The sequence below is a fragment of the Pseudochelatococcus lubricantis genome (assembly GCF_042432495.1).
Lineage (GTDB): Bacteria > Pseudomonadota > Alphaproteobacteria > Rhizobiales > Beijerinckiaceae > Pseudochelatococcus > Pseudochelatococcus lubricantis.
On the sequence record NZ_JBHLXC010000012.1, the window covers coordinates 19054 to 44042 of the forward strand.

A 24989-nucleotide genomic window follows, 5' to 3' on the forward strand; every position below is an offset into this window, starting at 1 on the left:
ACGTAAATCCGCGTATGCCGGCCTCCGCGCACCGGCAGGACTGGCTTGGGAGATTCCAGGCTCCGAGGTCATCGCACAATTTGATGGGGATAGCGAATCTATTCCGGCAAGGACGAGAGAGCTTCCGTCCACCACTTCGGCCCCCGATGCCCTCGGATCGCGGTGCCCGTCCGTGAAGAAAGCAGAAGGCAACCGGATACCGCACGCATTTCAACGGCGATCCGCTTGACGTTTCCAGCACCTCCCACGGACGGGAGCGGTTAACGGCGTGGCGCGCCCGTCAGGGCGCGGGGTTACCGTGGAGCTGGTGCACTGCGTCGATCCGCGCCTCTATTTCCGGCGTGATGACGAGCGAGCGCGATGCGAGGTCGGCCTCAAGCTGTTCGAGGCTCGTCGCGCCGATGATGTTCGCGGTCACGAAGGGGCGACTCGTCACCCATGCAATGGCGAGCTGGGCGGGATCGAGGCCAAAATCACTCGCGATGGCGAGATAGCTGTCTATCGCCTCCGCCGTGCCGGGCTTCTGGTAGCGCTGCCCGCGATCGAAGAGGGTCACGCGCGCGCCGGCCGGGCGGGCGCCATTCCGATATTTGCCGGTCAGGAAGCCCTGCGCCAGCGGCGAATAGGCCAGCAGGCCCACCTGCTCGCGCTCGTGGAATTCGGCCAGCCCGTTCTCATAGGTCCGGTTCAGCAGGTTATAGGCGTTCTGCACGCTGACGACGCGGGGCTGCTCTTTTATCTCCGAAATGTGCAGGAAACGGGAGACGCCCCAGGCCGTCTCGTTCGAGAGGCCAATGTGGCGCACCTTGCCGGCCCGCACGAGTTCAGCCAGCGCATCGAGCGTTTCCTCCACCGGCACCTCCGCGCCGTCCCCGCCACGCGAGGGCGCATGGTTACCGCCGCCGAAAAGCGGTAACGGGCGGTTCGGCCAGTGAAGCTGATAGAGATCGACATAATCGGTCTGCAGCCGCTTCAGCGAATTGTCGATGGCTTCGTTGATGTTTCTGGCGTCGAGCCGGGGCAGGCTGCCGTCCTTGCGCAGATAGGTGCGGTCGCTCGGGCCGGAAACCTTGGTGGCGAGAACCACCCGGTCGCGGTTGCCGCGCGCCCTGAGCCACGTGCCGATGATGCGCTCGGTCGATCCCTGCGTCTCCGCCCGTGGCGGGATGGAATAGTTTTCAGCCGTGTCGATGAAGTTGATGCCGCGGTCGAGGGCGAAGTCGAGCTGCGCATGCCCCTCGGCCTCGGTGTTCTGCTGGCCCCACGTCATCGTGCCGAGCGCGATGGAGGAAACGCGGATATCGGTACGGCCGAGCTGTCGGTATTCGGTCATTTGGGCTCTTTCTGATCTCTGCAAGCGCGAATGCGCCAGCAGTCTACATACTGAGTAGACATAAAAGCCACAATCCACCAACCACCCCCGCAGACAGGAAGAAATCCTTGCCCGATCGGCAAAATTTTCTTCCTTCCCATATGGATTTCTTTCATCAGACTTTGTCTATCGACAAACTATAAAAATGGTGTGGCGCTGCCGCTACACAAACGGAGTTTTCAATGACCAGACCCGTCCGCCGTCTCGCGGTGCGATCCATTCCTGCCGCCATGGCGCTTGCCCTTGCCGCGTCGGCGGCTGCGGCGGGCGAGCCCCGGCAGGGCGGTATCATCCGATACGGCCATTATCAGGAGCCGCCCTGCCTCTACACCGGCTGGGTACAGGCGGGCTATATCCAGCGGCAATATGCCGACAACCTCGTCGCGCGCGACCATGACGGCAATATCGTGCCCTGGCTCGCCACGAGCTGGACGGTCTCGAACGACAACCTGACCTATACGTTCAGGATAAAGCCCGACGTGAAGTTCACCGACGGCACCGTGCTCGACGCGAACGCGATCCTCTACAACTTCAACCGCTGGCTCTCCGATGACCCGGCAAAGGCGAACCGCAACGCCAAGCTTTATGTCGCCGAATACATCAGGCAGATCAGCGCGCCCGATCCGCTGACGCTGAAGATCGAGCTGTCGAAGCCCTATCAGCCGCTGCTTACCGTGCTGGCGACCTACTTCTTCGGCATCCTGTCACCAACGGCCCTGGAAAAGGGGCAGGAGGCGATCTGCGAGAAGCCCATCGGCTCCGGGCCGTTCTATGTCGACGAGTGGAAGCGTGGCCAGTATGTGGTGCTGAAGCGCAACCCCGACTACAATTCCGCCCCGGCGACAGCGAAGCATCAGGGGCCGGCCCATGTGGACGGCATCGTCTGGAAGTTCCTCAAGGACAACACGCTGCGCTATGGCTCGCTGCAGAGTGGCGAGTCGGACGCGATCTATGACGTGCCCGCCGTCTACTGGGCGGAGGCGCAGAAGAACTACACCATCATTCAGGACATCACCGGCGGCACGCCCACCAGGCTGCAACTGAATACTGCGCGCCCGCCCTTCGACGACGTGCGCGTGCGCCAGGCCTTCGCCCATGTCTCCGACCGGCGCAAGGCGGTGGAAGTGGCCACCCACGGCTCGATCCCGTACAACGGCAACGGCTCCCTCAGCCAGAGTTCGCCCGAGCACGTCGGCGCGCTTCACGACAGCTATCCGTACGATCCCGCCGCCGCCAACCGGCTGCTCGACGAGGCCGGCTGGAGCGCGCGGGACCGCAACGGCGTCCGCCAGAAGGACGGCAAGCCGCTGACGGTGCGCCTGCTCTACGCCGGCGGGTCGCTGCTTTCCGCCGACGCTACGCTCGTGCTCCAGATCCTTCAGGATCAGGCGCGCGATGTCGGCTTCGAGGTGGTGCTGAAGCCCATTCCACAGGCCGACTGGTTCGCCGGCAAAGGCCGCACTGTCGACGACTACGAGGCGCAGCCCGCCTACTGGGTGGCGTCCTCGGCGGAAATCCTCAAGATTTCGTGGCGTCCGGACGAGGGTGGCGTGATCAACGCCAACAACGCCTCGCGCTTCCAGCCGCCGGAGCTGTGGAAACTGATCGAGACCGCAGACCGTACCTTCGATGATGCAGAGCGGCTGAAGCTCTATCAGGATGCGCAGCGGCTCATCGTGAACAACGCCGCCGTGATCGGCCTGTTTCCGCTGACCTTCACCATCGCGGCACAGCCGAAGCTGCGCGACGTCTGGATTTCCAGCCCGGTGAGCGAGCCGGTGTTCCACGATGCCTGGTTCGAGGAATGAGCCGATGAGTGAATCGACGGGTCTTGTGGCCGGTGCGCCCACGCGGGCCGGCAGCGTCAGGGTCGTCCTGCACCGCCTGCTCGGCGCGATCTTCGTGATCTGGGCCACGGCGAGCATCACCTTTGGCGTGCAGTCCCTCCTGCCGGGCGACCGCGCGGAACTGATGATCAACGCGGCCGCCGGCACCTTCACCCAGCCGACCGCCGCGGAACTCGCGGCGGTGAACGCGAAATACGGCTTCGACCGGCCCTTCTGGGAGCAATATCTGCACTACATCGGGGGCGTGCTTCAGGGCGATCTCGGCGAATCCTACCAGTCGCACCGGCCCGTAACGGAACTCATCGCCGGGCAGATCGCGCCCACTCTCGCGCTGGCGCTGGCGTGGGCGATCGCCATCGCCATGACGGTCTTCTCCGGCGGGCGCGACGGCCCGGTCGCACGCGCCTTCGGCGGCTTTCAGGTCATCAAGGCCGTCGCGCCGCCCTACTGGATCGGTACCATCCTGCTCGCCGTCTTCGCCATCCATCTGCGCTGGGTTCCGGTCGAAGGCGGCGGCGGCCTGCAGGGACTCATCCTGCCGTCGCTGGCGCTCGCCATCCCGCTCTCGGGCTTCATCGGCCAGATCATCCGCGCGGAGTTCGGACGGGTGCTGGAGCAGCCCTTCGTCACTTCAGCCCGGATGAGGGGCATGGGCAACCTCGCCGTGCGCCTGCGCCATGTGCTGCGCCATGCCGTGCTGCCGGGCATCACGCTGTCCGGCTGGGCGCTCGGCTCTCTCTTCTCCGGCGCGGCGGTCATCGAGACGGTTTTCGCGCGGCCCGGCATCGGCGGCCTGCTGGTGACCGGCACCGCGACGCGGGACATCCCACTGGTGACGGGCATCATCATCGCCTCCGCGGCGGCCTATGTCATCGCCAACCTGATCGTCGACCTGCTCTATCCCATCATCGACCCGAGGCTGAAACAATCATGACCAAGCCCGCCGATCAACTTTCCGTCTATCCGCAGACACTCGTCGGGGACCAGTTCCTCCGGTTCCTGCCTTCCGCGGACGTGCTGCGGACGGTGCCGGCCACCGTTTATGCGGCGGGCGCGGTCGTGGCGTTCTTCCTCGTCGCGGCGGTGGCGCCTTCACTGCTGCAGACGCACGACCCCTTCCGCACCGATCTCTACGCCACGCTGCAGTCGCCGTCCCTCGACCATTTCTTCGGCACGGACCAGTCGGGGCGAGATCTCTATTCGCGCGTCGTCCAGGGCACGGGGCAGTCGCTCGCGATCGGCCTCGGCGCCATAGGGCTGAGCATCGGCATCGCGCTGCTCGTCGGCGTCACGGCGGGCCTTGCGGGACGGCGGACGGATGCGGCGCTGAGCCGTTTTCTCGATGTCCTGCTCGCCTTCCCGAACCTGTTTCTGGCGCTGCTTTTTGTCGCCGTGTTCGGCGCGACGACCACGACGCTCATCGTTTCCGTGGGCCTGGGCTGCGCGCCGGGCTATGCGCGGCTGATCCGGGGGCAGTTTCTCGTCGTGCGCAACTCGGGCTACGTCGAGGCGGCACGCGCTCTTGGTCATCCTTACGGGCGGATCGTGCGCCAGCATATTTTCCCCAATGCCATGCGCCCGCTGATCGTGATGATTACCATGGGCGTCGGCCAGACCATCGTCTGGGCATCGAGCCTCGCCTTTCTCGGCCTCGGCGTGGCGCCGCCCTCGCCGGAATGGGGCGCGCTGCTCGACGCCGGGCGCAATTACGTCACCGTTGCCTGGTGGCTGGAGGTGATGCCGGGCTTCGCCATCATCCTTTTCGCCCTGTCGGTCACGGTAATAGGCCAGCATCTTCAGGACCGGCTGGAAGGGCGGGTCAACCCATGACCGCGCGTGATCCTCTGCTGCATCGGGCAGCAAACGCCACTGCCACCCCGCTGCTGACCGTGGAGCGGCTGCGCGTTGGCTTCGGGCGGGATCCGGCGGCGGCCGGCGCCGTCGTCAAGGGCATCTCCTTCGCGCTGGAGCCCGGCCGCTGCCTCGCCATCGTGGGCGAGTCGGGTTCGGGCAAGAGCGTCACCGCCCGCAGCCTCGTGGGCCTGACGGGCCGCAACGCCACGGTGCAAGCGGAGAGGCTCGCCTTCTCCGGCCGCGACCTCACCCGCTATGGCGAGCGCGACTGGCAGCGGCTGCGCGGACGCGACATCGGCTTCGTCCTTCAGGACGCGCTCGTCTCGCTCGACCAGCTCCGCCCGGTGGGCGACGAAGTCGGCGAGGGCCTGCGCATCCACCGTGTGATTCGCAGCCGCGAGGAACAGGAAACCCGAGTCGTCGAGCTGCTGCGCCTCGTCGGCGTGCCGGAGCCAGAGGTGAAGGCTCGGCAGCTGCCGCACGAGCTTTCCGGCGGTCAGCGCCAGCGCGCCCTGATCGCCTCCGCGCTGGCGCTCGATCCCGCGCTGCTGATCGCGGACGAGCCGACGACGGCGCTCGACGTCACCGTGCAGGCGCAGATCCTCGACCTGCTGGAAGCGACCAGGAACCGGGGAAAGGCGCTGATCCTCATCAGCCACGATCTCTCCGTCGTCTCGCGCATGGCCGACGAGGTGATCGTCATGCGCCACGGCGAGGTGGTGGAACAGGCGCCGGTGGCGACCCTCTTCTCCGCCCCCCGGCACGAATACACGCGCCGGCTGCTCGACGCGATCCCGGCGGCGCATACGCGCGGCACGCGGCTCGCCCCCGCCTCCGCCCCCCGCCTCACGGCGGATGCCGCGCACTGGCGCCGGCGGGGCGGCGACACGCCCGGCCCCGTGCTGGAAGGGCGCGACCTCGTGAAACGCTTCCGCGGGCCGGACGGTCAGTGGCGCACGGTGGTGCGGGGCGTGAATTTTTCGCTGGCACAGGGCGAGACGTTGGGCATCGTCGGCGAGTCCGGCTCCGGCAAGTCCACCACGGCGCGGCTGGCGCTGGCGCTCGACAGGCCGGACGAAGGCACCGTGCGCCTTCTGGGGCGCGACTGGAGCGCGCTCGACGAAGCCGGACGGCGGCCATTGCGGCGCGAGATATCCGTGGTCTATCAGGACCCTCTGAGTTCCTTCGACCCGCGCTGGACGGTGGAGCGCATCGTCGGCGATGCGCTCGCCGGCGGTGCCGCCGGCTTCGGGCGCGATGCTCAGATCGACGAACTGCTCGAACTTGTCGGGCTCGGCAAGGCGCACCGGCGCCGGCGGCCGCTCGAACTTTCCGGCGGCCAGCGGCAGCGTGTGGCCATCGCCCGCGCCATGGCTCCCCGCCCCCGCATCATCGTCTGCGACGAACCGGTCTCGGCGCTCGACGTCTCCATTCAGGCGCAGATCCTCGACCTGCTCGGCGATCTCAAGGCCGCGCTTGGCGTGAGCTACCTCTTCATCTCCCACGATCTCGGCGTGATCCGGCATCTGAGCGACCGCGTGCTGGTCATGCGCAACGGCGAGGTGGTGGAGGAGGGAACGGCCGATGCCATCTTCGACGCCCCCCAGCAGGACTACACACGCGAACTCGTCTCGGCGGTCCTGCACGACCGCCTGCCCCGCATCAAAGGAACCTCGCATGGCTGAGCTTCACTTCAACGCCTTCGTCATGAACACCGTCTCTCACATCCAGCACGGCCTCTGGCGGCATCCGGAAGCGAAGCAGGCGGATTTCGACGATATCGACACCTGGATCGAGCTGGCGCGGACACTGGAGGAAGGCCTGTTCGACGCGATCTTCTTCGCCGACGTGGTCGGGCTCTACGGCCCGCTCGGCGGCAGCTACGAGGTGAACGCGCGCGAGGGGCTGCAGATACCCAACCATGACCCCTCCGCGCTCATCTCGGCGCTTGCTGTCAGCACCGAGCACCTGGGCCTTGCCTTCACCTCCTCCGTCCTGCAGGCGCACCCCTTCGAATTCGCGCGGCGGGTGTCGACGCTCGACCACGTGGCACGTGGGCGCGTGGCGTGGAACATCGTCACCAGCACGCAGGAGAACGCGGCCCGCAACTTCGGCCACGAGCGGCTCACCGAGCATGACGAGCGATATGCCTGGGCCGAAGAATATCTCGAAGTCGTCTACAAACTATGGGAAGGCTCGTGGGAGGACGGCGCGCTCCTGAAGGACCGCGCCCGGGGCGTGTTCTCCGATGCCTCGCGCATCCACAAGATCAACCACGTCGGGCCGCGCTACCGGGTGGAGGGGCCGCACCTGCCCGCCCCTTCCCCGCAGCGCACGCCCTTCCTGTTCCAGGCCGGTTCGTCGCCCGCCGGGCGCGCCTTCGCGGCCCGCCACGCCGAGGCGCAGTTCATTACGCCGCCCTCGCCCGAAGCCGCCGCCGGCCTGATCCGCGAGACGCGCGACCTCGCCCGCGCGGCCGGGCGGCGGGGCGAGGACATCAAGTTCTTTCAGGGGTTCTCTTTCGTCATAGGCTCCACCGATGAGGAGGCGCGGCGCAAGGAGGAAGATCTCGAACGCTTCATCAGCGTCGACGGCTTTCTCGCCCATACCAATCTGGGCGTCTCGCAGGACACGGGCGAACCCTATCCGCCGGAGACGCCGCTCGTCGAGGTGAGGACCAACGGAGGGCGCAGCCAGATCGAGTGGCTGCGCCAGCGCAACCCCGGCCGCGAGCCCACTGTGGGCGATCTCGGTGCGCTGGTGGCCCGGCGTCATCCGCGCCTCGTCGGCACGCCGGAGCGGATCGCCGACGAACTCCAGCGCTGGCAGGAGGCCGGCATCGACGGCGTGAATCTCATCAACTGGACGCTGACGCCATCGTACCGGGAGTTCAACGAATACCTGCTGCCGGTGCTGCAGAAGCGCGGCCTCGCCAAGCGGGAATATGGCAAGGGCACGCTGCGTGCCAGGTTCTTCGGCCACGACCGGCTGCCGGACCGCCATCCCGCCGCGCGCTGGCGCGGCGCATTTTCCCGCCCCGCCGCGGCGCCGGCTCCCGCCCTCGCCGAAACCGTGTGAAGGATAAGCGGGCAACATCGAAACGACTTCCGGAGCGGCACCGCCTGAAACGGTGCCGCTCAACTTTTCATCGGCCGGCTCTCCCGCCGTCGTGGCCGCAGGCCCTCCTGAAAGCGCCCCTTGCGCGTCCAGACCCTATCCGCGGTCTCCGGGCAACCTTCCAAACAGGAACGGCAGAGATTCCGAAGACATGCCCCATGGCCCCCGAACGGTTCCGGAGCAGCGGGAAGCAGATGACAGGTCACTCGGACGAAATTCGAAGCTGCGCCCCGCGGTATCAGGGGCGCTTCGGCGCGCCTGTGAGCGACATGTCGGCTCATCGAGGCGGACCGGCGCCGCGTGATTCCCACGGAGGGGTGGCGTTGCTCAGCGTGGAAGTATACGCGGGCGAGCGGATGGCGCGCACGCTTCTTTGAGAACTATATTGGAAATATAATATTTAAAAAAATTTATCGTTACTACACAGATGTATCAGAATGTAATTTGTAATTACTAAAAACTTACAAAAATTTCATATATCCTGCCTTGCTATCCATGCACCGACCCAATAATCCCCTTTAGACGGTTTCTTTCACAGCGGCCGGATGTATTCGGCCGGCCCCTGTTTTCATTGAAAGCGGAGCAAGCGATGCTGCACAAGACGACGCTTATGTTATCTCTCTGCCTGATACCCGCCGCCACTTTCGCGGCGCCGGCGGGCGCGCCCTCCCGGTCGGAGGGCGCCGGGGCGCAGATACTGGCCCAGCAGCAGCGAACTCCCGCGACGCCGCGCGCGTCGACGCCACGGACTTTCGCCCGCGGGGAAGTATTGCCGGAGGCCTACCGCGCCAAGCCAGTGAAAAACCCCTATCATCAGGGGCTGACGCCACCCAAGCGCACCCAGCAGTGGGTGCAGGTCGGCCGCAGCTTCTACCTGATCGACCGCGCCAACGGAGAAGTCGCCGACCGCGTCGATCCGTAAGGCCGCACAACCCGGCCCGGGCGGCCTCAGCGCCCGAAGCCGCCCGGGCTGGTAGAATACGCCACGCCCGCCCGGTATCCCGGACGGGCGACAGCGGTTGCCCGATGAGCGTTACAGTCCGGCTCCGGCAATCGCTGCATCGAGCCGTTCGCGCGCCTTCTTCGGCAGCTTGGCCTCCTTGAGGGCATCAAGGTTGGCCGGCGCGCCGTCGCCAACCACCACCAGCGCCACCATGCCCATCGGCATATGCGGCAGGCACTTGATCAGGTACGCGCCAGGCACCGTGAAGCTCGACGAGATTTCTTCGTTGACCTTGCCCTTGAACGGCTCAGCACCGTCGGGGATGAGGCCCTTCACCGTTTCCGCGCTATGGGTCTTGTCGGTCGGCACGAAAGTCACCTTGTCGCCGGGCGCGACCTTGAGGAACGACGGCTCGAAGACCATCAGTCCGTCCTTGCCCTTGTTGAGCATCTCGATCCTGAAATCCTCGGCCATCGCCGGCATGGAAAGCAGCGTCAGCGCCGCTACGGTACACACGGCTTTACCAATCACTTTGACCATTTGTCTTTCTCCCCAGGCAGCAGCCTCGACATCGGAAAGCCGACGCCCTGCCCTTCCTCGCGTCACTTCCGAAGCTTTTCACCTGTCGTCCGGTTGCCCGACCTGCTTCGATGCGCCGGCTTGACGCGCCGTGGCGTGAGGGAAGCCGGATTCGCCCCTTCTGGAAATGCGACACGCAATCGCACGATGCAGCTGCGTCTCCCGGTTCATGTCGCAGATCGGACCCGAGAATAGCGTTCCCGGCTCGATGCTCCAGGCGTGACGGCGACACGAATAAGGGAAGCCCATGGAGGAAGCAGACTGAGCCACACCGAGAATGGACCTTTCCGCTTTTTTGCGTATACCACGGCACACGGCTTCATTCACGAGGGCAGCGGATTGAACCGACAAGAGGCAGTTCAAAGTGGCCAATCCCGGAACCCCGACCTTCGAACAGCTTCGCATCTTTCTGGCAGTGGTCGACGCGGGAAGCTTCGCCGGCGCCGCCCGCAAGCTCAACCGCGCCGTCTCGGTCGTGAGCTATGGCGCCGACAGCCTTGAGGCGCAGCTCGGCCTCGACCTGTTCGAGCGGATGGGCACGCGCAAGCCCAAGCTGACGGCGGCCGGGCGCGTGGAGCGCATCGCGCCGGGCGAGGCGCGCAACCATGTCCAGCTCGTGCTGACCGACCGTTCGCACTTCACCGAGGGCGAAGATTTCGCGGTTCTCAGCCCGCGCACCTGGCGGCTGGACCGCTTCGCGGCGCTCGGCGGCGGCGCGGGCAATGAGGCCCGCGTTGTTGCGAAGCAGCTCCGGCGCGATGGACTTGGTCGCGAACGCCATCTGGAACTCGTAGTCGATGAGGACGAGCGCGTGATCTGCCGGGGAAAAAAGCGTCTTGCCAGGGGTCGTGGTTGCAGTGATGCTCATAATCGATCTCCTGCTGAATAAGGGATACGGCGGGCTCCCGATGGGTCAGGCCGCTACCGTGATTATTGTTTTACGGCAGGATTTTTCGCGTAAATTGTATACCTCGATCACAATTCAATAAAATAGAAAAACCGTTTATCGCTGCCGTTAAGCGACATACAGACGGCGGCACCGGACCTCCGATCATCCCGCCGCCTGGTCGAAACCCCAGATCCGGCCTTCGGCCACCTCCACCGAATTACCCGCCGGATCGCGAATATAGACGGAATGTCCGCCCGTCTTTTCCCACACGTGCTCGTGCTCGATCACGACCCCGAAACTGCGGAAGCGGTCGCGCCAACGGTTCACCTCGGCCACATCCGCGGCGCGGAAGCAGACATGTCCGGACCCGCAGGCGCCGTGCCGCGGGATCGGGTTACCGTCGCCTGCCCGCGCCGATTCAACAGGGTTGAAAACCAGGAGCATCTGCTGGCCGCAACGCAGGAAAACGAACTTGCCGTCGAGCTTCGCCACCACGTCGAGGCCCAGAACATCGCGGTAGAATGCCTCGGCGGCGTCGATGTCCCCGGCGTAGATTGTCGTTTCGAGAATGGCCTTCGGGGATTCCACGGTCGTCTCCCTCGTTTTGCCGCCGCCGCGAGAGAATGGCCCGCTGCCCGGATCGGGAGAACTATAGCCCGGAATCCCGGCATTGTTCATCGGAAGGTATCAATGGCAGGGGAAGCGTCCGCTTTCCGGCGCTTCACCGGCGGGAAAAGCCGTGATACCTGACGCCATCGCCCGACTGGAGAGGGCGCGGAGAAGTCTATGGCAATTCGGCCGATCGTGAAGTTTCCCGACCCGCGTCTGCGTGCCGTCGCCGAGCCGGTGACCGCTTTCGACGCGGACCTGCGCATGCTCGCCGCTGATCTGCTCGACACCATGCGCGCCGCGCCGGGTATCGGCATCACCGCCGCGCATATCGGCATCGGCAGGCGGCTTGTCGTGCTCGAACTGCCGGACGACGGCGTCCGCATCTACGTCAACCCGGAGATCGTCCACGCCTCCTCCGACATGGTCCGCCAGCGGGAGGGCAGCGTCTCCATGCCCGGTGTTTCGGAAGAGGTCGAGCGCCATGCGCGCGTGCGGGTGCACTACCGTGATCTCGATGGCAACGAGCAGAACGAGGAAAGCGACGGCCTGCTCGCCGTCTGCCACCAGCACGAGATCGACCAGCTCGACGGCATCTTCTGGCTTCAGCGGATTTCGCGCTTGAAGCGCGACCGGATCATCAGGCGCTACGAGAAATCGCGGCACGACGGCGCGCCGTGATAGCCCTCGCCCCGTTCGTCCCGAGAAGGTCGCTGCAGCGCCTTCCGCGTCGTCGGGTTGCCGATGGCCGGCGCGGCGCCTGGAGCGGGTTCCGATCAGAATTCGCTCAAAATAAGAAATCGAGAATCTGTCCTGTTTCAACGTAAACAGGACAGATTCTAAAGGATTTTCGCAGGCAAGGGCATGTCTGCCGTCACCGGGGCTGTGGACTTTTTTCCGCGCCGGCGATGGCGGCCGCGAGGGTTTCCCGCTCCGGACAGCCGGAGGGGCAAAGCAGATCGAGAATCTGCAGGTTGCCCCGCGCCCCTTCGAGATCGCCGGTCGCGATGAAAAGCTCGCCCTGATACTCGATGGCGGGCCGGTGTGTCGGATCGTAGTACAGCGCCTCCTTGTACCAGCGCGCCGACTCCTCATACCGGCCGAGCTTGCGGGTCGCGAACCCCAGCAGGTTGTAGATGTCCGCGTGCCTGACGGTGGCGGAAAGCTCCGTAAGGCCTTTCACCGCCGCCTCATACTCGCCCGAATAGATCTGGGCGCGGATGGCGGAGAGATCGGGCAGGTCCGAGGATGGCGGCGTATCCACGGCCGCCGCCGGCACGGCCAGAAGCGCGGGCACGGCCGTTAGCGCAGGCGCTGCCAGCAGGACGAGAAGAACCGCAAGGCGCTTCATGCCACCTCCAGCTCGTATTCGCCCATCAGCGACAGCACGCGCTGCTTCAGGCTCGCGAAAGCGGGGCTCGTGCGAACGCGCGGCGTGGGCAGGTCGACCGCCACCTCGCCCACGATGCGACCGGGACCGGAATTCATCACCACGACACGGTCGGAGAGGTAGAGCGCCTCGTCTACGTCGTGCGTCACCAGGATCATCGTGACGCCTTCCGCCTTCCATATCCGCAGCAATTCCTCCTGCAGCCTGAGCCGGGTCAGCGCGTCCAGCGCGCCGAGCGGCTCGTCGAGAAGCAGGATGCGCGGGCGCACGGCCAGCCCGCGGGCGATGGCACCCCGCTGCGCCATGCCGCCCGAAAGCTGATGGGGAAAGACGGTCTCGAACCCCTGCAGCCCGACGAGCGCGATATGCTGCGCCACCGTGCGCCGCTTCTCGGCCGCCGGGAGCGGCGCGTTCTCCAGCGCCAGCGACACGTTCTGCTCCAGCGTCAGCCAGGGCAGCAGCCGGTGGTCCTGAAAAACGATGCCGCGGTCGAGGCTGGTGCCGGCGATGCGCGTGCCGTCGAGAAGGATGTCGCCTTCGTATCCTGTATCGAGGCCCAGGATCAGCCGCAGGATTGTGGACTTTCCGCAACCGGAGGGACCGACGATCGAGATGAACTCGCCCGGGCCCACGTGCAGGTTGATATCGGAGAGCACCTTCAGTGGCCGGCCGTCCACCTCATAGTTTTTCGACACCTTCCGGATGTCGAGACTGCCGCGTTGGGTCATTGTCGTTCTCCGAAAAATCAGCCGTCGAAACCCTGCTTCCAGCGCAGGACGCGCCGCTGCAGCGCATACATGGTGCGGTCGATGGCGAAGCCCACGAAGCCGATGATCACCATGCAGACGACAAGCTGGTCGGTAAGCAGCAGGCCCTGCGCGCGGAAGATCAGGAAGCCGATGCCCTCAAGCCCCGAAAGGCCTTCCGCCACAACCACGAGCGCCCAGGCGAGCCCGGCCGAGTAGCGCAGCGACACCATGATCGACGGCACGGCGGAAGGCACGAGCACGCGCCGCACGAGCTGCCAGCGGGTGAGCGTCAGCACCTCGCCCAGTTCCACATAGCGTTTCTCGACATTGCGGATGCCCGACAACGTGTTGAGAAACACGGGGAAGAAAACCGACTTCGCGATGACGAGGATTTTTGCGGGGGCGCCGATGCCGAGCCACAACACGATCAGCGGCAGCCAGGCGATACCGGGGATATGGCGGATGGTGTCGAAGGTGGGGCCGAAGAACTGCTCCACCTTGCGGGACAACCCGGCCGCGATGCCGAGCCCCACCGCCGCGAGCGAGCCGTAGACAAAGGCCTGCGCCACGATGGAGATGGAGCTGAGGAAGTCCAGATGCAGGTTCTGCTTCGTCAGCATCTTCCAGAACGCCCCCGCCGTCGCCAGCGGCGAAGGCAGGAAGACGGGCTGGATCCACTGGAGCGACGTCGCGGTCTGCCATAGCGCCAGGAGGCCGAGCGGCAGGATCAGGCCGATGCCGTTGAAACTCCGCCGCCACGACAGGCCGGAAAGGAAGGACGCGCCGGGCCGCAATGCGCGCTGTGACGCGCTGCCGGCCGCGCCTCTCCTTTCGAGATCGAGTGTTGATGTCATACCGGATTCCTCGGTCGGGTGGCGCGCGACGCCGCACGCCACCGCCTGACCAGCGTGCGCGGGGATCAGTTGTAGACGGAGTATTCCCCGCCGGCGAAGAAGCGGGCGTCGACGAAGTCGTCGATCTGGGCCGCCGTCAGTTGCCTCTCGGTCAGGATGTCGTCGCCATTCTCAACGTACCACGCCTGGAACCTCTTGATGTTCTCACGGGCGCTGGTCGCGTTCGTCTCGCCCTTCATGAACTCGTAGGTCGAGGGATCGGTGATCTGGAACTTCGCGATCTCGACCGGCACGCGCGTGCCTTCGGCGATGATCTGCGATGCCTCGTCGATGTTCTCGGAAATCCACTTCTTGGCGCGTTCATGCGCAGTGAGGAAGGCCTTCACCGCCTCGGGATACTCGTCCACGAACTCGCGCATCGCGAAGTAGGACACGCGGCCGGCGCCGTTCACATAGACGCCGTCGTCCGGGGAGCGGCCGACCACCTTCACTTCGCCCGACAGCCAGAGCGCCGCGGCGTTGTTGGTTGCCAGATGCGCTGCGGTGGCGTCGATGGCGCCGGACAGCAGCGCCGCGTTGGTTGCCGCCGTGTTGTCGATCGACTGGTAACGCACCTTGCCCTGCTTCAGCCGGCTGTCGAGCGGCACGCCCGCCTTGTTGAGCGCCTCGAAGGGAGACGTGAAGTAGCAGGATATGCGGGAAGAAGCGAATTTCTTGCCTTCCAGATCCTTGAGTTCGTTCACCTCGTTATTGCTGGCGCGCGCGAGGATGGGGGTGCGGTACTTGTCCGACGGCTCGGAGAGCCACACGATCACGGCGTCGAGACCGTTGGCGCGATGCACGGTCGCCGGATAGACCATGCGCTGGGCGATGGCGATCGCGCCCTTGTTCAGCGCGGCCGATTCCGCACCGACAAGCTCGGCGGTGCCGGAGGCGATGAGATTCACCTGCGGAATGCCGACCTTGTCGAACTCTTCCTTCAGGATGCCCCTCTCCTGCGCAACCACCGTCCAGGGGCGGAGCTGGAGATTGATGAAGGGCAGAGGCTCCTTCGCCTCGGCGACAACGGGCGCGGCAACAGCCGCTGCGAGAAGGGCGGCGGACGCCCAGCGAAAGAAGGCGTGGGACATGGCAGATCTCCGTTCCAGGTTTTTGATCTACTAATTTGATAGACTTTATCTGCATGGCATGTCAATATTCATATTGTGCGGATGGCGACTGCCCTTCCGCACGGACCGCCTTCCGGGAAACATCCCGACCGACAGCCGCTCCCGGACGGATTTACCGCGCCGGCCACGCACGCTGACGGTCGGCATTATCTGTGTTCTGACGATGCGCCTTTGCCTGCTGCTTTCTTCCATTGTTTCCTGCGCCGCGCTTCAGGCGTCGGCGGCGCCACCCTCCGTCGCGGCGGACGGAGCGCTGCGCGTCGGCGTCTCCTACATTCCAGCCGCCGACGCATCGACCGCGGCGCGGCTCTACACCGAGGAAGGCTTCGAGGCCTCCCTCGCCAGGCAGCTCGGCCGGCTCACGGGCCGCCCGGTGAGGCTCGTCGCCCTTCCGGATGCGGAAAGGGAAAAGGCGCTGAACGGCGGCGATGTCGACGCCATTCTCGCACGGGTGGATGCAGGCGACGCGATTCGCGAGCGGGTGGATGTCCTCCCCACCGCCTATGAGTCCGGGCTCAGCGTCGCCATGCGGTCGGATACGCAGGTGCGTGCGTGGCCCGATCTCGCTGGCAAGACCGTCTGCGTCACGCAGGCAAACGCTGCCGGCCAGCAATACCTGCAGGCGATCGGCGCGAGACTGAAGGTCGAACGCGCCCCCGCCCAAACGCTCGCCGACGTGCGCACCGGCGCCTGCGACGCCGCGATCCACGACGCGGCGCTGCTCAGCCGGCTGTTCGAGGCCGACAACTGGCGGAAATTCTCCGCCACCCTCCCCGCCGTCCTGCCGAGCGAGCTTGTGCTGCTGCTTCCGAAAAAATCGAACGCCGGGCTCACAGCGCTGCGCGACGCCTTCGGCAAGATCACCGACTCCGCCTCATGGGCCGAGCGGCGGCAGCGGTGGGCCACCAATGTCGCGCTCGAAGTCTATCTCGATCAGGACGCACCCGACTGCCACTGATCGCCCGTACCGGAACGATGCCATGCCGAAGCTATCCCCAATTCCTGCGTTTGTCCGCATCGCGTTCGCCTGCCTGATCGTGGCGGCAGCCGTGAACTTCAGGGCCTATGCCGTGGAGCCCATAGGCGGAGCATTCTCGCTGACGGCGCATACCGGCAAGCGGATTTCGGACAAGGATCTGCTCGGCCGGCCCTATGCCGTGTTCTTCGGCTTCACCCATTGCCCGGACATCTGCCCGACGGCCCTTTTCGACCTGTCCCGCATACTGGAAGAGCTGGGGCCGGACGGCGACCGGATCACGCCGCTGTTCGTCACGGTCGATCCGGCGCGCGATACGCTTGAGGTGCTCGGGGATTACGTGAGTTCGTTCGACCCGCGCATCGTCGCCCTGCGCGGCTCCGACGAGGAGACCGCCGCCGTGGCGCGCGCCTTCCGGGCAACCTACCGCAAGGTCGAACTCGGCGACGGCGAATATAATGTCGACCATACGGCTGTCGTCTATCTGATGGATCGCAACGGCCATTTCTTCGACACCGTCGACTACCGCACGCCTCTCGATCAGCAGACTGCGAGGTTTCGCGCTGTCATCGGCGCGCGCTGACAGCCCGCCGGCATGCTGCGCGGCGCCCGCTATCTGTTTGTCGCCGCCTTGCTGGGACTGGTGCCGGCACGCGGTTCTTCGGATGGCGCACTGCGCGCGGCCTACTCCGGACCCGTGAGCGAATGGCCGGCCGCGACGCTCGATAACGGCGTGAACTTCGTCGAATTCGCTCCCCTGCCGGTCACCACGGCGGCGGAAGGGGCAGCCCGCAAGGCGGTGCTCGGCGCGCGACTGTTCGCCGATCCCGCCCTTTCCGTGAACGGTTCCCTGTCATGCGCGTCCTGCCACGATCCGGCCGCCGGCTTCACGATCCGCTCGGCCCATGCCCTCGGGCACGACGGCACGCCGGGCCTGCGCAATCCGACTGCGCTTCTTGACACGCCCGCGCGTTCCGCCTTCGGTTGGGACGGCGCGCCGGTCAGCCTTCACGAACGGCTGCTGATGCCGCTGACCGACAGGTCGGAGATGGGTAACCCCGGTCTCGGGGATGTCCTGGCCCGCATAAAGGAGGCGCCCGGCTATCGGGCATCGTTCGGGGAGGCGTTCGGCACAAGCGGGATCGACGCCCCGCGCCTCGCGGAAGCTCTCGCGGCCTATCTCGTGGCGCAACCGCGCGAGAACCGGTTTGACCGCTTCCTGGCCGGCGACCACAACGCGCTGTCGGACCGAGAGATCGAGGGACTTCACCTGTTCCGAACCAAGGCCGGCTGCGCGAACTGCCATTTCGGGCCGCGCCTCACCGACGACGGTTTTCACAACCTCCGCCTCTCGTCGTTTCGCGAGCCGCGCGAAGATCTCGGTCGATACCGGGTGACGAGCCGGCCGGAGGACATCGGCCGGTTCCAGACGCCGAGCCTGCGCAGCGTCGCGGACACCGCGCCGTATATGCATCACGGCCACGTCGGCAGCCTGGAAGGTGTCGTCAACTTCTACGCGCGCGGCGGCGGCGAGGTATGGGCGCGGAATGCCCGCGAGGCGGCGGATCCGATGTATCCCCATGCGGCGGCGTTGTCGCCGCACATACGGCCGCTCGACCTCGGCGCGGAGGAGAAGGCCGCGCTGGTCGCGTTCCTGAAAACGCTCTGATCCGGGGGAACATGCCCCGGATCAGTTCAATGATGGTCCAGACGGCTCATGATCTCCGGCGCCGGGCGGGTTCTTCCCTCCTTCGTCCAGCCGATCGATCGCCGGTAACTGCCGAACGCGCCCTGTTCCTCAAGCGCGGCGGCGGTCACGCCCGTCACGCCGTCCGCCTTCTGCGCCACATAGAGCGCGTCTTCCGGGCAGTAGGCCTCGCACATGAAGCACGTCTGGCAGTCGTCCTGACGGGCGATGAGCGGAATGCCGCCCTTCACCGCGTCGAAGACATTGGTCGGGCAGATGTTGACGCAGATGTTGCAACTGGTGCAGCGATCCTTGCTGATGACCTCGATCATGCCGCCAGCACCTCCTGCTCCGGCGCGGACGCGCGTTCGCGACCGATCCAGACCTCGTCGAGGCCTCCGGCGATCGTGTGGTGAAGCTGCGCATCGTCCTTCTCCGGGAAGTCCTCGCGCTTGTGCATGCCGCGCGACTCCGTCCGCGACAGGGCGCTGCGGTACATCCAGCGGGAGGTGGCGAGCATGGCGACGCTCTCGCGGGTGCGCTGCGCCTCGTCCAGCGAAGCGGCCTGCGCGGTGCGGATGCCGGACCACAGGGCATCCAGACGGCCAAGCGAATCCGCAAGCCGCTCGCCCGAGCGCTGATAGTTGCGCTCATAAGGGGTCACTTCGGCCTGCACGGCGCTGACGAGCGCGCGGGCGTCGATGGCGCGGCCCGTTCCGTCGGCGACGCCGGCGCCGCCCGCCCGCAGATAGCGGCGAGAACGGCCGCGACAATCCCGCCCGTGCCCGGCAGCCGAACTCCCGGCCCAGAAGCCGGAGGACATGGCCCAGGCGGCGTTGTGGCTGCCGCCGCCGGTGAAGGCGCCGCAGATCAGCTCCCGCGTCGCCGCGTCGCCGGCGGCGTAAAGTCCCGGCACCGTAGTGGCGCAGCCGTTGTCGACAATCCGCAGGCCGCCGGTGCCGCGCACCGTGCCTTCCAGAAGCAGGGTTATCGGGAAGCGCTCGCGGAACGGATCGATGCCCGCGCGGTCGAGCGGCAGGAAGAAGTTCGGCTGCGAGTGGCGCATTGCCTGCTCGGTTTCGGCGTCCGCCTTGTCAAGCCGGGCGAACACCCGCCGGGTGGCCAGCGCGCGGGCAATTGCGGAGCGCCCGCCCTTCGACGCCGCGCCCGGCACGGGACTGCCGTCCTCGAACGTGAAGCTCGCCCACTCGTAGAAGCGCGTCTTGGTGACCGAGCCGCCCTCCAGCGCCATCGCATAGGCGCTGGAAAACTCCATGCCCGACAGCTCCGCGCCAAGCTCGGCCGCCAGCAGCAGGCCGTCGCCCGTCAGCACGTTGCAGCCCAGCGCCCTGCTCAGAAAGGCGCAGCCGCCCGTGGCGATGACCACCGCGCCCGCCCGCACGAGCCACGTATCGCCCTTCTGGCGGCGCACGCCGGCGGCGCCGGCCACCGCGCCGGTTTCATCGCGCAGAAGCTCCGTCGCCGGACTCTGGTCGAGGATTTTGACGCCGGCGGCCTTGGTGCGCTTGCGCATCAACCGCATGTAATCCGGCCCGTTCAGGCTGACGCGGATGGGCCGCCCCTCGCCGTCGTTCGGGAACGGATAGCCCCATTCGGCAAGGTGATTGACGTTCCTGTACGTCTGGTCGAGCGTGCGGCGCATCCAGGCCGGATCGGCGAGCCGCCCGCCGAGATCCCAGCGGCTGTTCATGGCCTTGCCGCGGCGGGCGGGATCCGGCGGCACGTACCACACGCCCGTGCCGGAAGGCGCCGTCGCACCGGAGGAGCCGCAGAAGCCCTTGTCGACCAGCACGACCCGCGCGCCCTTGCCTGCGGCGGCGATCGCCGCCCAGGTTCCCGCCGGCCCGCCGCCGATGACGAGCACATCGGCGTCGAGTTCGAGCGAGGCCGACGGCTCCGCGATGTTCGCGATGGTGGATGAGATCGTCATGGTTCCGTGTCTCCCAGGGCCGGTTTCCGAATGCCTGACTCGCTGCAATAAATATATTAATTCTATAAATTGAATAGTTAAATTAGTCGGCGCAAGCGTCAAGCAAAAAAATTTGCCGCCCCCCCCTCACCGGTGCGGCGGCCCCGCCCGCGGGCCGTGAAAACCGCTTGCCCGATTAATCATAAACATTATAGACATAGTCGTATTATGGATTATGCGGGCGCCCGCGACCGCCCTGCAACAGCGGAGCATCATCCGGTTCTGTCGGGCCGGATGATGCTCCGGCCCGGAAAGGAACGGAGATGACAACGCCCCAGCGGCAGCTCAACCTCAACATCGGCATCAACACCACGGGCTACGGCGGCCGCGCATGGAAGGCGCGCAGCGGCAGCGCCGCCGACATCACCGATCCGGCCTACTACTTCCGGTTGGCGCAGCTCGCGCATCGCGGGCGGTTCGATGCGCTGTTCCTCTCCGACCATCCGGCCCTGATGCGCGACTCCGGGCAGCGACCGCTGCACACGCTCGATCCGCTGATCCTGCTGACGTTCCTCGCCGGGCAGGTGCCGGACATCGGGCTCGTGGCGACGATCTCGACAACGTACAACTCACCCTACAACCTCGCGCGGCGGGCGCAGAGCATCGACGTGCTGACCGGCGGGCGGCTCGTGGTCAATCTGGTTTCCTCGTTCAATCCGGCAGTCGCGGCCAATTTCGGCAATGAGCCGCTGCCGCCGCGCGAGGTGCGCTACGCCCGCGCCATCGAGTTCGTCGACGTGGCCAAGCAGCTCTGGTCGAGCTGGGACCCGGCGGAATCGGGCGAGGTGCCGCCCGACCATTTCTGGGATGCGTCGGCCGCGCACGAGATCGCGCATGAAGGCCGTTTCTTCTCGGTGCGGGGCCCGCTCAACGTGCCGTGGGGGCCGCAGGGCCATCCGGTGCTAGCGCAGGCGGGCGCCTCCGACCGGGGAATCGACTTTGCCGCGCTGCATGGCGAGATCATCTACGCCAATGTTCTCTCCCGCCCTGCCGGCCGCGCCTTCGGCGAGAGGCTGCGCAACCGGGCGCGCGCCCTCGGCCGCGATCCCGCCGGTATACGCATCGTGCCCGGCGTGGTGCCGGTGGTGGCCGAAAGCCGCGAAGCGGCGTTGCGCAAGCACGAAATCCTGAGCGGTACGGGCTCCGAAGACGGTCTCCTGCGCCGCTTCGCCATCGAGTCGGGCCTCGACCTCGCGACCTTCGACCCCGATGCGCCGCTCGACCCCGCGCGTTTCGTGCCGGACCAGAACCGGCAATGGGCGGTGGGAATGGCGCTCGGCCTGTCCGAACTCCTGACCCATGAAACGCTGACCGCCCGGCAGGCCGTGCGCCGCTCCGAGGGGCATCATCGTCTGGTGCTCGGCACGCCCGAGGACGTGGCCGATCAGCTCATCGACCTCTGGCAGGACGGCACGGTCGACGGCTATACGGTGCAGCCGCTTGTGGCGCCCGACGACATCTCCCTTTTCGTGGACAAGGTCATTCCGGTGCTGCAGGACCGCGGCGTGTTCCGGCGCGAATATGCGGGCGACACGGTGCGGGAGCGCTACGGCCTGCCCTTCCCCGCCAGGAGCCCCGCCCGCGTGGCGCAACCGCATGAAAAGGCCTCCTGACCCGACACGGAAGGGTGCCGCGCAAACCGGTGCCGCGACCGCTGTTCGCGGCACCGATGGCGGTGTAATATGGGGCACGCCGTTCGCGACGACGGCGACAAAAAAGGAGCCAAGGCCATCATGCCATCAGGTTCTGACCTGCCCTACAGCGGAACGCCCCCCTCCACGCCGGCAGCGCTTTCGCCGGAACTTCTTTACCGCCGCGCCGATTTGTCCGGCCTCATCTTCACGTCGACGGCGGACGTGCCGCCGCTCGACGGCATCGCCGGGCAGGACCGCGCCGTGGACGCCGTCCGCTTCGCCGCCAAGATCGCGAAGCCCGGTTTCAACCTGTTCGTCATCGGGCGGGCGGAGGCCGACATGCGCCGGACCGTTCGCTCGATGCTGGAGCCGCTGGCGGCGACGGACGAGCCGCCGCCGGACCAGGTCTACGTGAACAATTTCGCCGATCCGCAGCGCCCCATCGCGCTCGCCCTCCCCGCCGGACGGGCGCCCCAGTTCAGCAAGGCCATGCGCGCCCTGATCGACGATCTCGGCGCCGCCCTGCCGGCCGCTTTTTCGAGCGAAGAGTACCAGACCCGCCGCGGCGCCATCGAGGAAGTGTTTCAGAAGAAGCAGGCGGACGCATTCACCGCGCTACACGGCAAGGCAAGGGAGAAACAACTCGTCCTGCTGCGCACGCCGATGGGTTTCACCCTCGCGCCGGCGCGCGACGGGCAGGTGGTGCCGCCCGAAGAGTTCCGCAACTGGGACAAGGACAAGCAGCAGAAGGTGCAGGGGGACATCCTCCCGCTCGAAAAGGAGCTGGAGCGCATCATGCGCCATGTTCCCGCGTGGGAGAAGGAGCGCCGCGACGACGTCCGCAAGCTCGACCGCGACATGGCGACGCTCGCCATCGGCCAGTCGATAGACGAGGCCAAGGCGGACTTTGCCGACCTTCCGGCGGTGATCGCGCAGTTCGAGGCGGTGCGCAGCGACCTCATCGAGAACGTCGCCATGTTCGTGATGAAGGGCGAAGGCGGCGAGCCGATCGTCGTCGACTCCGGCACCGGCGGGCCGTTCGACCGTTACCTCGTCAACGTGCTGGTGACGCGCGAGCCCGACGCGCGTGGCCTGCCGATCGTCGAGGAACTGCACCCCACGCTCGGCAACCTGGTCGGCCGCGTGGAATACCTTTCCCGGCAAGGGGCGCTCGTCACCAACTTCCGGCTCATCAAGGCGGGGGCGCTCCACCGCGCCAACGGCGGCTACCTGCTCCTCGACGCGCGCAGCCTGCTGACCGAGCCGTTCAGCTGGGCGGCGCTGAAGCGTGCGCTCGGACAGGGCAAGGTGACGATCGAGGATGCCGGCCGCGTCCTCGGCCTCACCAGCACCGTCACGCTGGAGCCGGCCCCGATCGCGCTCGATCTCAAGGTCGTCTTGTTCGGCGAGCGGATGCTCTACTATCTGCTCGTGAGCATCGACCCGGAACTGAGCGAGCATTTCAAGGTGCTGGCCGATTTCGAGGACGACATCACCCGCACGCCCGACAGCGAGGCGGCGCTTGCCCGGCTCGTCGCCTCCGTCGCCGGACGCGAGGGCCTGCGCCCCATCGCGCGCGACGGCGTCGCCCTCTTGGTCGAGCATGCGGCGCGGCTCGCCGACGACGCGGGCAAGCTCACGCTCCTCGTCGATCTCATCCGCGACGTCGCCATGGAGGCGGACTTCTGGGCCGGCGAGACAGGCGAAGGCGTCATCTCGGCCGAGCATGTCGCCCGGGCGCTCGACAAGCGCGAGTGGCGGGCGTCGCGCCTGCGCGATCGCTCGAAGGAGTCGATCCTCAAGGACATCGCCCTCATCCGCACCGAAGGGAAGACGACCGGGCAGATCAACGGGCTCAGCGTGATCGAACTCGGCGGCTTCCGCTTCGGCAGGCCGACGCGCATCACCTGCCGCGTGCGGCCGGGCGGCGGCCAGGTGGTCGACATCGAGCGGGAAGCGAAGCTCGGCGGGCCGATCCACTCCAAGGGCGTGCTGATCCTTGCCGGCTTTCTGGCCGGCCGCTATGCGCTCGATGCACCGATGTCGCTCTACGCCAGCCTCGTCTTCGAGCAGTCCTACGGTGGAGTGGAAGGCGACAGCGCGTCCTCGGCGGAGCTTTACACGCTGCTCTCGGCACTGGCCGACGCGCCGCTGCGGCAGGACATCGCCGTGACGGGCTCCGTCAACCAGCACGGCGAGGTGCAGGCCATCGGCGGCGTCAACGAGAAGATCGAGGGCTTTTTCGACGTCTGCAACGCGCGCCGGCTGACGGGACGGCAGGGCGTCGCGATCCCGCGATCCAACGTCCAGCACCTGATGCTGCGCAAGGATATCGTCGACGCCTGCGCCGCGGGCCGGTTCTCCATCTACCCCGTCGCGTCCATCGACGAGGGTCTTCAACTGCTGACCGGGCTTCCGGCGGGAGAGCGCGGGGAGGACGGTCGCTATCCGGCGGACACGCTCAACGGGCGCGTCGAACAGCGGCTGCATGATTACGCGAAAACGCTCCAGCGTTTCGGCAAGGCGAACCCCGCCGCGCAGGAAGGCTCCGGAACGGCGGAGGATGCCTCATGAGCGACCGGCGCTACAGACGCATCGTCATCCATCTGCGCGGCGGCGCGTTCCACACGGAGGCAGTGCGGCTCGCGGGCGACCTCGCCCGCCTGATGGGCATCGACCTGCTCGGCCGCTTCGTCCGCGACGAGAACGTCGCCCGGCTCGCCGGGCTGCCCGCCGTTCGCGAGTTCCGGCTGCCGGAGCGGGAATGGCACACGATCGAGGACGCCTCCGCCACCATGGAACTCGCCGCAGCGGCCTCGCGCCGCCTGTTCGCGCAGGTGGCGGGCGCCTGCTCCGCCCGCTATCTCTTCGAAACGGCCCCCGCCCTGAACGGCATGCCTGAGGCGGAGGACATCGTCGTCGTGCCCCCGCGCGGCGCCGGCGAACCCGCCCCCACGCGCACGGAGGCCGAACCGAAGGGGGCAGCCGGAATGCTCTTCGTGCCTTACCGGATCGCGCGGCGGCAGGGTCCGGTTATCGCCTTCACGGCGGGAAGCGACGAGCCGGCGCTCGCCACCGCCGCCGCCATCGCGGCCTCCGCCGGCGAGCGCCTGCTGCACCTGAGACTGCCGGAAACGCCCGGCATCCCGGCAGCACCCGGACCGGGCTTCCCCACGCCGAGACTCGTCGTCTTCGGCCGGATGCCCGCCGACACGGACCTGCCGGCAGCGATGCTGCGGCGGGGGATTCCCGTGCTGATCCTGCGGGAGGACAGGCCCGCCGAACCGGCAGAGCCGCCGCGGCGGCCGGAAAACCATGGATGACCGACCG

Annotated in this window: 22 protein-coding genes and 2 pseudogenes; 14 read left to right on the top strand and 10 right to left on the bottom strand. The window is 66.7% G+C overall.

All coding sequences use genetic code 11. The annotated features are described in order from the left end of the window. Positions 1-280: 280 nt before the first annotated feature. Positions 281-1333 carry an NADP(H)-dependent aldo-keto reductase gene (locus ACFFJ7_RS15665; protein WP_166955291.1) on the bottom strand — a complete coding sequence of 351 codons (1053 nt, stop codon included), beginning with the start codon at positions 1331-1333 and terminating at the stop codon, positions 281-283. A 221-nt stretch (positions 1334-1554) separates the two neighbouring features. On the opposite strand from ACFFJ7_RS15665, the gene ACFFJ7_RS15670 reads away from it, so the two are divergent. From ACFFJ7_RS15670 to ACFFJ7_RS15695, 6 genes are all read left to right on the top strand, one after another. Beyond that, a complete protein-coding gene (locus ACFFJ7_RS15670; protein WP_377593521.1) occupies positions 1555-3180 on the top strand; it encodes an ABC transporter substrate-binding protein in 1626 nt (541 codons plus the stop codon). Between the two features lie 4 nt (positions 3181-3184). Continuing rightward, positions 3185-4153, top strand: a complete 969-nt coding sequence (locus ACFFJ7_RS15675; RefSeq protein WP_377593524.1) for an ABC transporter permease — start codon at positions 3185-3187, stop codon at positions 4151-4153. Next, on the top strand, positions 4150-5049 hold the full coding sequence (locus tag ACFFJ7_RS15680) for an ABC transporter permease (protein WP_377593526.1): 900 nt from the start codon (positions 4150-4152) through the stop codon (positions 5047-5049). The genes ACFFJ7_RS15675 and ACFFJ7_RS15680 overlap by 4 nt, the downstream gene beginning before the upstream one ends. Continuing rightward, positions 5046-6758 carry a dipeptide ABC transporter ATP-binding protein gene (locus ACFFJ7_RS15685; RefSeq protein WP_377593528.1) on the top strand — a complete coding sequence of 571 codons (1713 nt, stop codon included), beginning with the start codon at positions 5046-5048 and terminating at the stop codon, positions 6756-6758. The genes ACFFJ7_RS15680 and ACFFJ7_RS15685 overlap by 4 nt, the downstream gene beginning before the upstream one ends. Continuing rightward, positions 6751-8151 (top strand): LLM class flavin-dependent oxidoreductase, encoded by a 1401-nt coding sequence (locus ACFFJ7_RS15690; RefSeq protein WP_377593529.1) that lies wholly within the window; start codon positions 6751-6753, stop codon positions 8149-8151. Before ACFFJ7_RS15685 ends, ACFFJ7_RS15690 begins: the two co-directional genes overlap by 8 nt. Before the next feature lie 628 nt (positions 8152-8779). Further along, positions 8780-9112 (top strand): RcnB family protein, encoded by a 333-nt coding sequence (locus ACFFJ7_RS15695; protein WP_166955311.1) that lies wholly within the window; start codon positions 8780-8782, stop codon positions 9110-9112. Between the two features lie 111 nt (positions 9113-9223). Here ACFFJ7_RS15695 and ACFFJ7_RS15700 read toward each other — a convergent pair whose 3' ends face one another. Then, on the bottom strand, positions 9224-9616 hold the full coding sequence (locus tag ACFFJ7_RS15700; RefSeq protein WP_377594057.1) for a pseudoazurin: 393 nt from the start codon (positions 9614-9616) through the stop codon (positions 9224-9226). 511 nt (positions 9617-10127) lie between these two features. On the opposite strand from ACFFJ7_RS15700, the pseudogene ACFFJ7_RS15705 reads away from it, so the two are divergent. Further along, positions 10128-10223: pseudogene (locus ACFFJ7_RS15705) on the top strand (LysR family transcriptional regulator); the annotation flags it as partial. A 195-nt stretch (positions 10224-10418) separates the two neighbouring features. Here ACFFJ7_RS15705 and ACFFJ7_RS15710 read toward each other — a convergent pair. Next, positions 10419-10574 (bottom strand): annotated as a pseudogene (locus tag ACFFJ7_RS15710) (hydrolase); the annotation flags it as partial. Positions 10575-10763: 189 nt separating this feature from the next. Further along, entirely contained in the window at positions 10764-11189 is a 426-nt protein-coding gene (locus tag ACFFJ7_RS15715; protein WP_377593530.1) for a VOC family protein, read from the bottom strand. 198 nt (positions 11190-11387) lie between these two features. On the opposite strand from ACFFJ7_RS15715, the gene ACFFJ7_RS15720 reads away from it, so the two are divergent. Then, the gene (locus ACFFJ7_RS15720; protein ID WP_377593533.1) at positions 11388-11891 is read left to right on the top strand and encodes a peptide deformylase; all 504 of its coding nucleotides are present in this window, start codon (positions 11388-11390) and stop codon (positions 11889-11891) included. A gap of 193 nt (positions 11892-12084) precedes the next feature. Here the strand turns inward: ACFFJ7_RS15720 and ACFFJ7_RS15725 are convergent, their stop codons facing one another. The 4 genes from ACFFJ7_RS15725 to ACFFJ7_RS15740 all read right to left on the bottom strand — a co-directional run bounded on the left by ACFFJ7_RS15725 (position 12085) and on the right by ACFFJ7_RS15740 (position 15333). Then, positions 12085-12561 carry a tetratricopeptide repeat protein gene (locus ACFFJ7_RS15725; RefSeq protein ID WP_246225415.1) on the bottom strand — a complete coding sequence of 159 codons (477 nt, stop codon included), beginning with the start codon at positions 12559-12561 and terminating at the stop codon, positions 12085-12087. Beyond that, complete coding sequence (locus ACFFJ7_RS15730; RefSeq protein WP_166955319.1) at positions 12558-13328, bottom strand: ABC transporter ATP-binding protein; 771 nt, start codon at positions 13326-13328, stop codon at positions 12558-12560. Before ACFFJ7_RS15730 ends, ACFFJ7_RS15725 begins: the two co-directional genes overlap by 4 nt. A 17-nt stretch (positions 13329-13345) precedes the next feature. Continuing rightward, positions 13346-14203, bottom strand: a complete 858-nt coding sequence (locus ACFFJ7_RS15735; RefSeq protein WP_166955321.1) for an ABC transporter permease — start codon at positions 14201-14203, stop codon at positions 13346-13348. A 65-nt stretch (positions 14204-14268) separates the two neighbouring features. After that, positions 14269-15333, bottom strand: coding sequence for an ABC transporter substrate-binding protein (locus tag ACFFJ7_RS15740; RefSeq protein WP_166955323.1), 1065 nt, complete (start codon positions 15331-15333; stop codon positions 14269-14271). Positions 15334-15535: 202 nt separating this feature from the next. Here ACFFJ7_RS15740 and ACFFJ7_RS15745 point away from each other — a divergent pair, with 202 nt between their 5' ends. The 3 genes from ACFFJ7_RS15745 to ACFFJ7_RS15755 are packed head-to-tail and all read left to right on the top strand — an operon-like array spanning position 15536 to position 18017. Then, positions 15536-16330, top strand: a complete 795-nt coding sequence (locus ACFFJ7_RS15745) for a substrate-binding periplasmic protein (RefSeq protein ID WP_377593536.1) — start codon at positions 15536-15538, stop codon at positions 16328-16330. A 22-nt stretch (positions 16331-16352) separates the two neighbouring features. Continuing rightward, positions 16353-16931: an SCO family protein gene (locus tag ACFFJ7_RS15750; protein ID WP_166955327.1), complete on the top strand. Its 579-nt coding sequence runs from the start codon at positions 16353-16355 to the stop codon at positions 16929-16931. Between the two features lie 12 nt (positions 16932-16943). Beyond that, the gene (locus ACFFJ7_RS15755) at positions 16944-18017 is read left to right on the top strand and encodes a cytochrome-c peroxidase (protein ID WP_377593539.1); all 1074 of its coding nucleotides are present in this window, start codon (positions 16944-16946) and stop codon (positions 18015-18017) included. Between the two features lie 26 nt (positions 18018-18043). Here ACFFJ7_RS15755 and ACFFJ7_RS15760 read toward each other — a convergent pair whose 3' ends face one another. Further along, entirely contained in the window at positions 18044-18367 is a 324-nt protein-coding gene (locus tag ACFFJ7_RS15760; RefSeq protein WP_377593541.1) for a 4Fe-4S binding protein, read from the bottom strand. After that, entirely contained in the window at positions 18364-19986 is a 1623-nt protein-coding gene (locus tag ACFFJ7_RS15765; RefSeq protein ID WP_377593544.1) for an FAD-dependent oxidoreductase, read from the bottom strand. The genes ACFFJ7_RS15760 and ACFFJ7_RS15765 overlap by 4 nt, the downstream gene beginning before the upstream one ends. A 302-nt stretch (positions 19987-20288) precedes the next feature. Here ACFFJ7_RS15765 and ACFFJ7_RS15770 point away from each other — a divergent pair, with 302 nt between their 5' ends. The 3 genes from ACFFJ7_RS15770 to ACFFJ7_RS15780 all read left to right on the top strand — a co-directional run bounded on the left by ACFFJ7_RS15770 (position 20289) and on the right by ACFFJ7_RS15780 (position 24982). Then, positions 20289-21638, top strand: coding sequence for an NtaA/DmoA family FMN-dependent monooxygenase (locus ACFFJ7_RS15770; protein WP_377593546.1), 1350 nt, complete (start codon positions 20289-20291; stop codon positions 21636-21638). Positions 21639-21758: 120 nt separating this feature from the next. Continuing rightward, the gene (locus ACFFJ7_RS15775; protein WP_377593548.1) at positions 21759-24233 is read left to right on the top strand and encodes a Lon protease family protein; all 2475 of its coding nucleotides are present in this window, start codon (positions 21759-21761) and stop codon (positions 24231-24233) included. Continuing rightward, positions 24230-24982, top strand: coding sequence for a hypothetical protein (locus tag ACFFJ7_RS15780; protein ID WP_377593550.1), 753 nt, complete (start codon positions 24230-24232; stop codon positions 24980-24982). The genes ACFFJ7_RS15775 and ACFFJ7_RS15780 overlap by 4 nt, the downstream gene beginning before the upstream one ends. Positions 24983-24989: the final 7 nt, after the last annotated feature.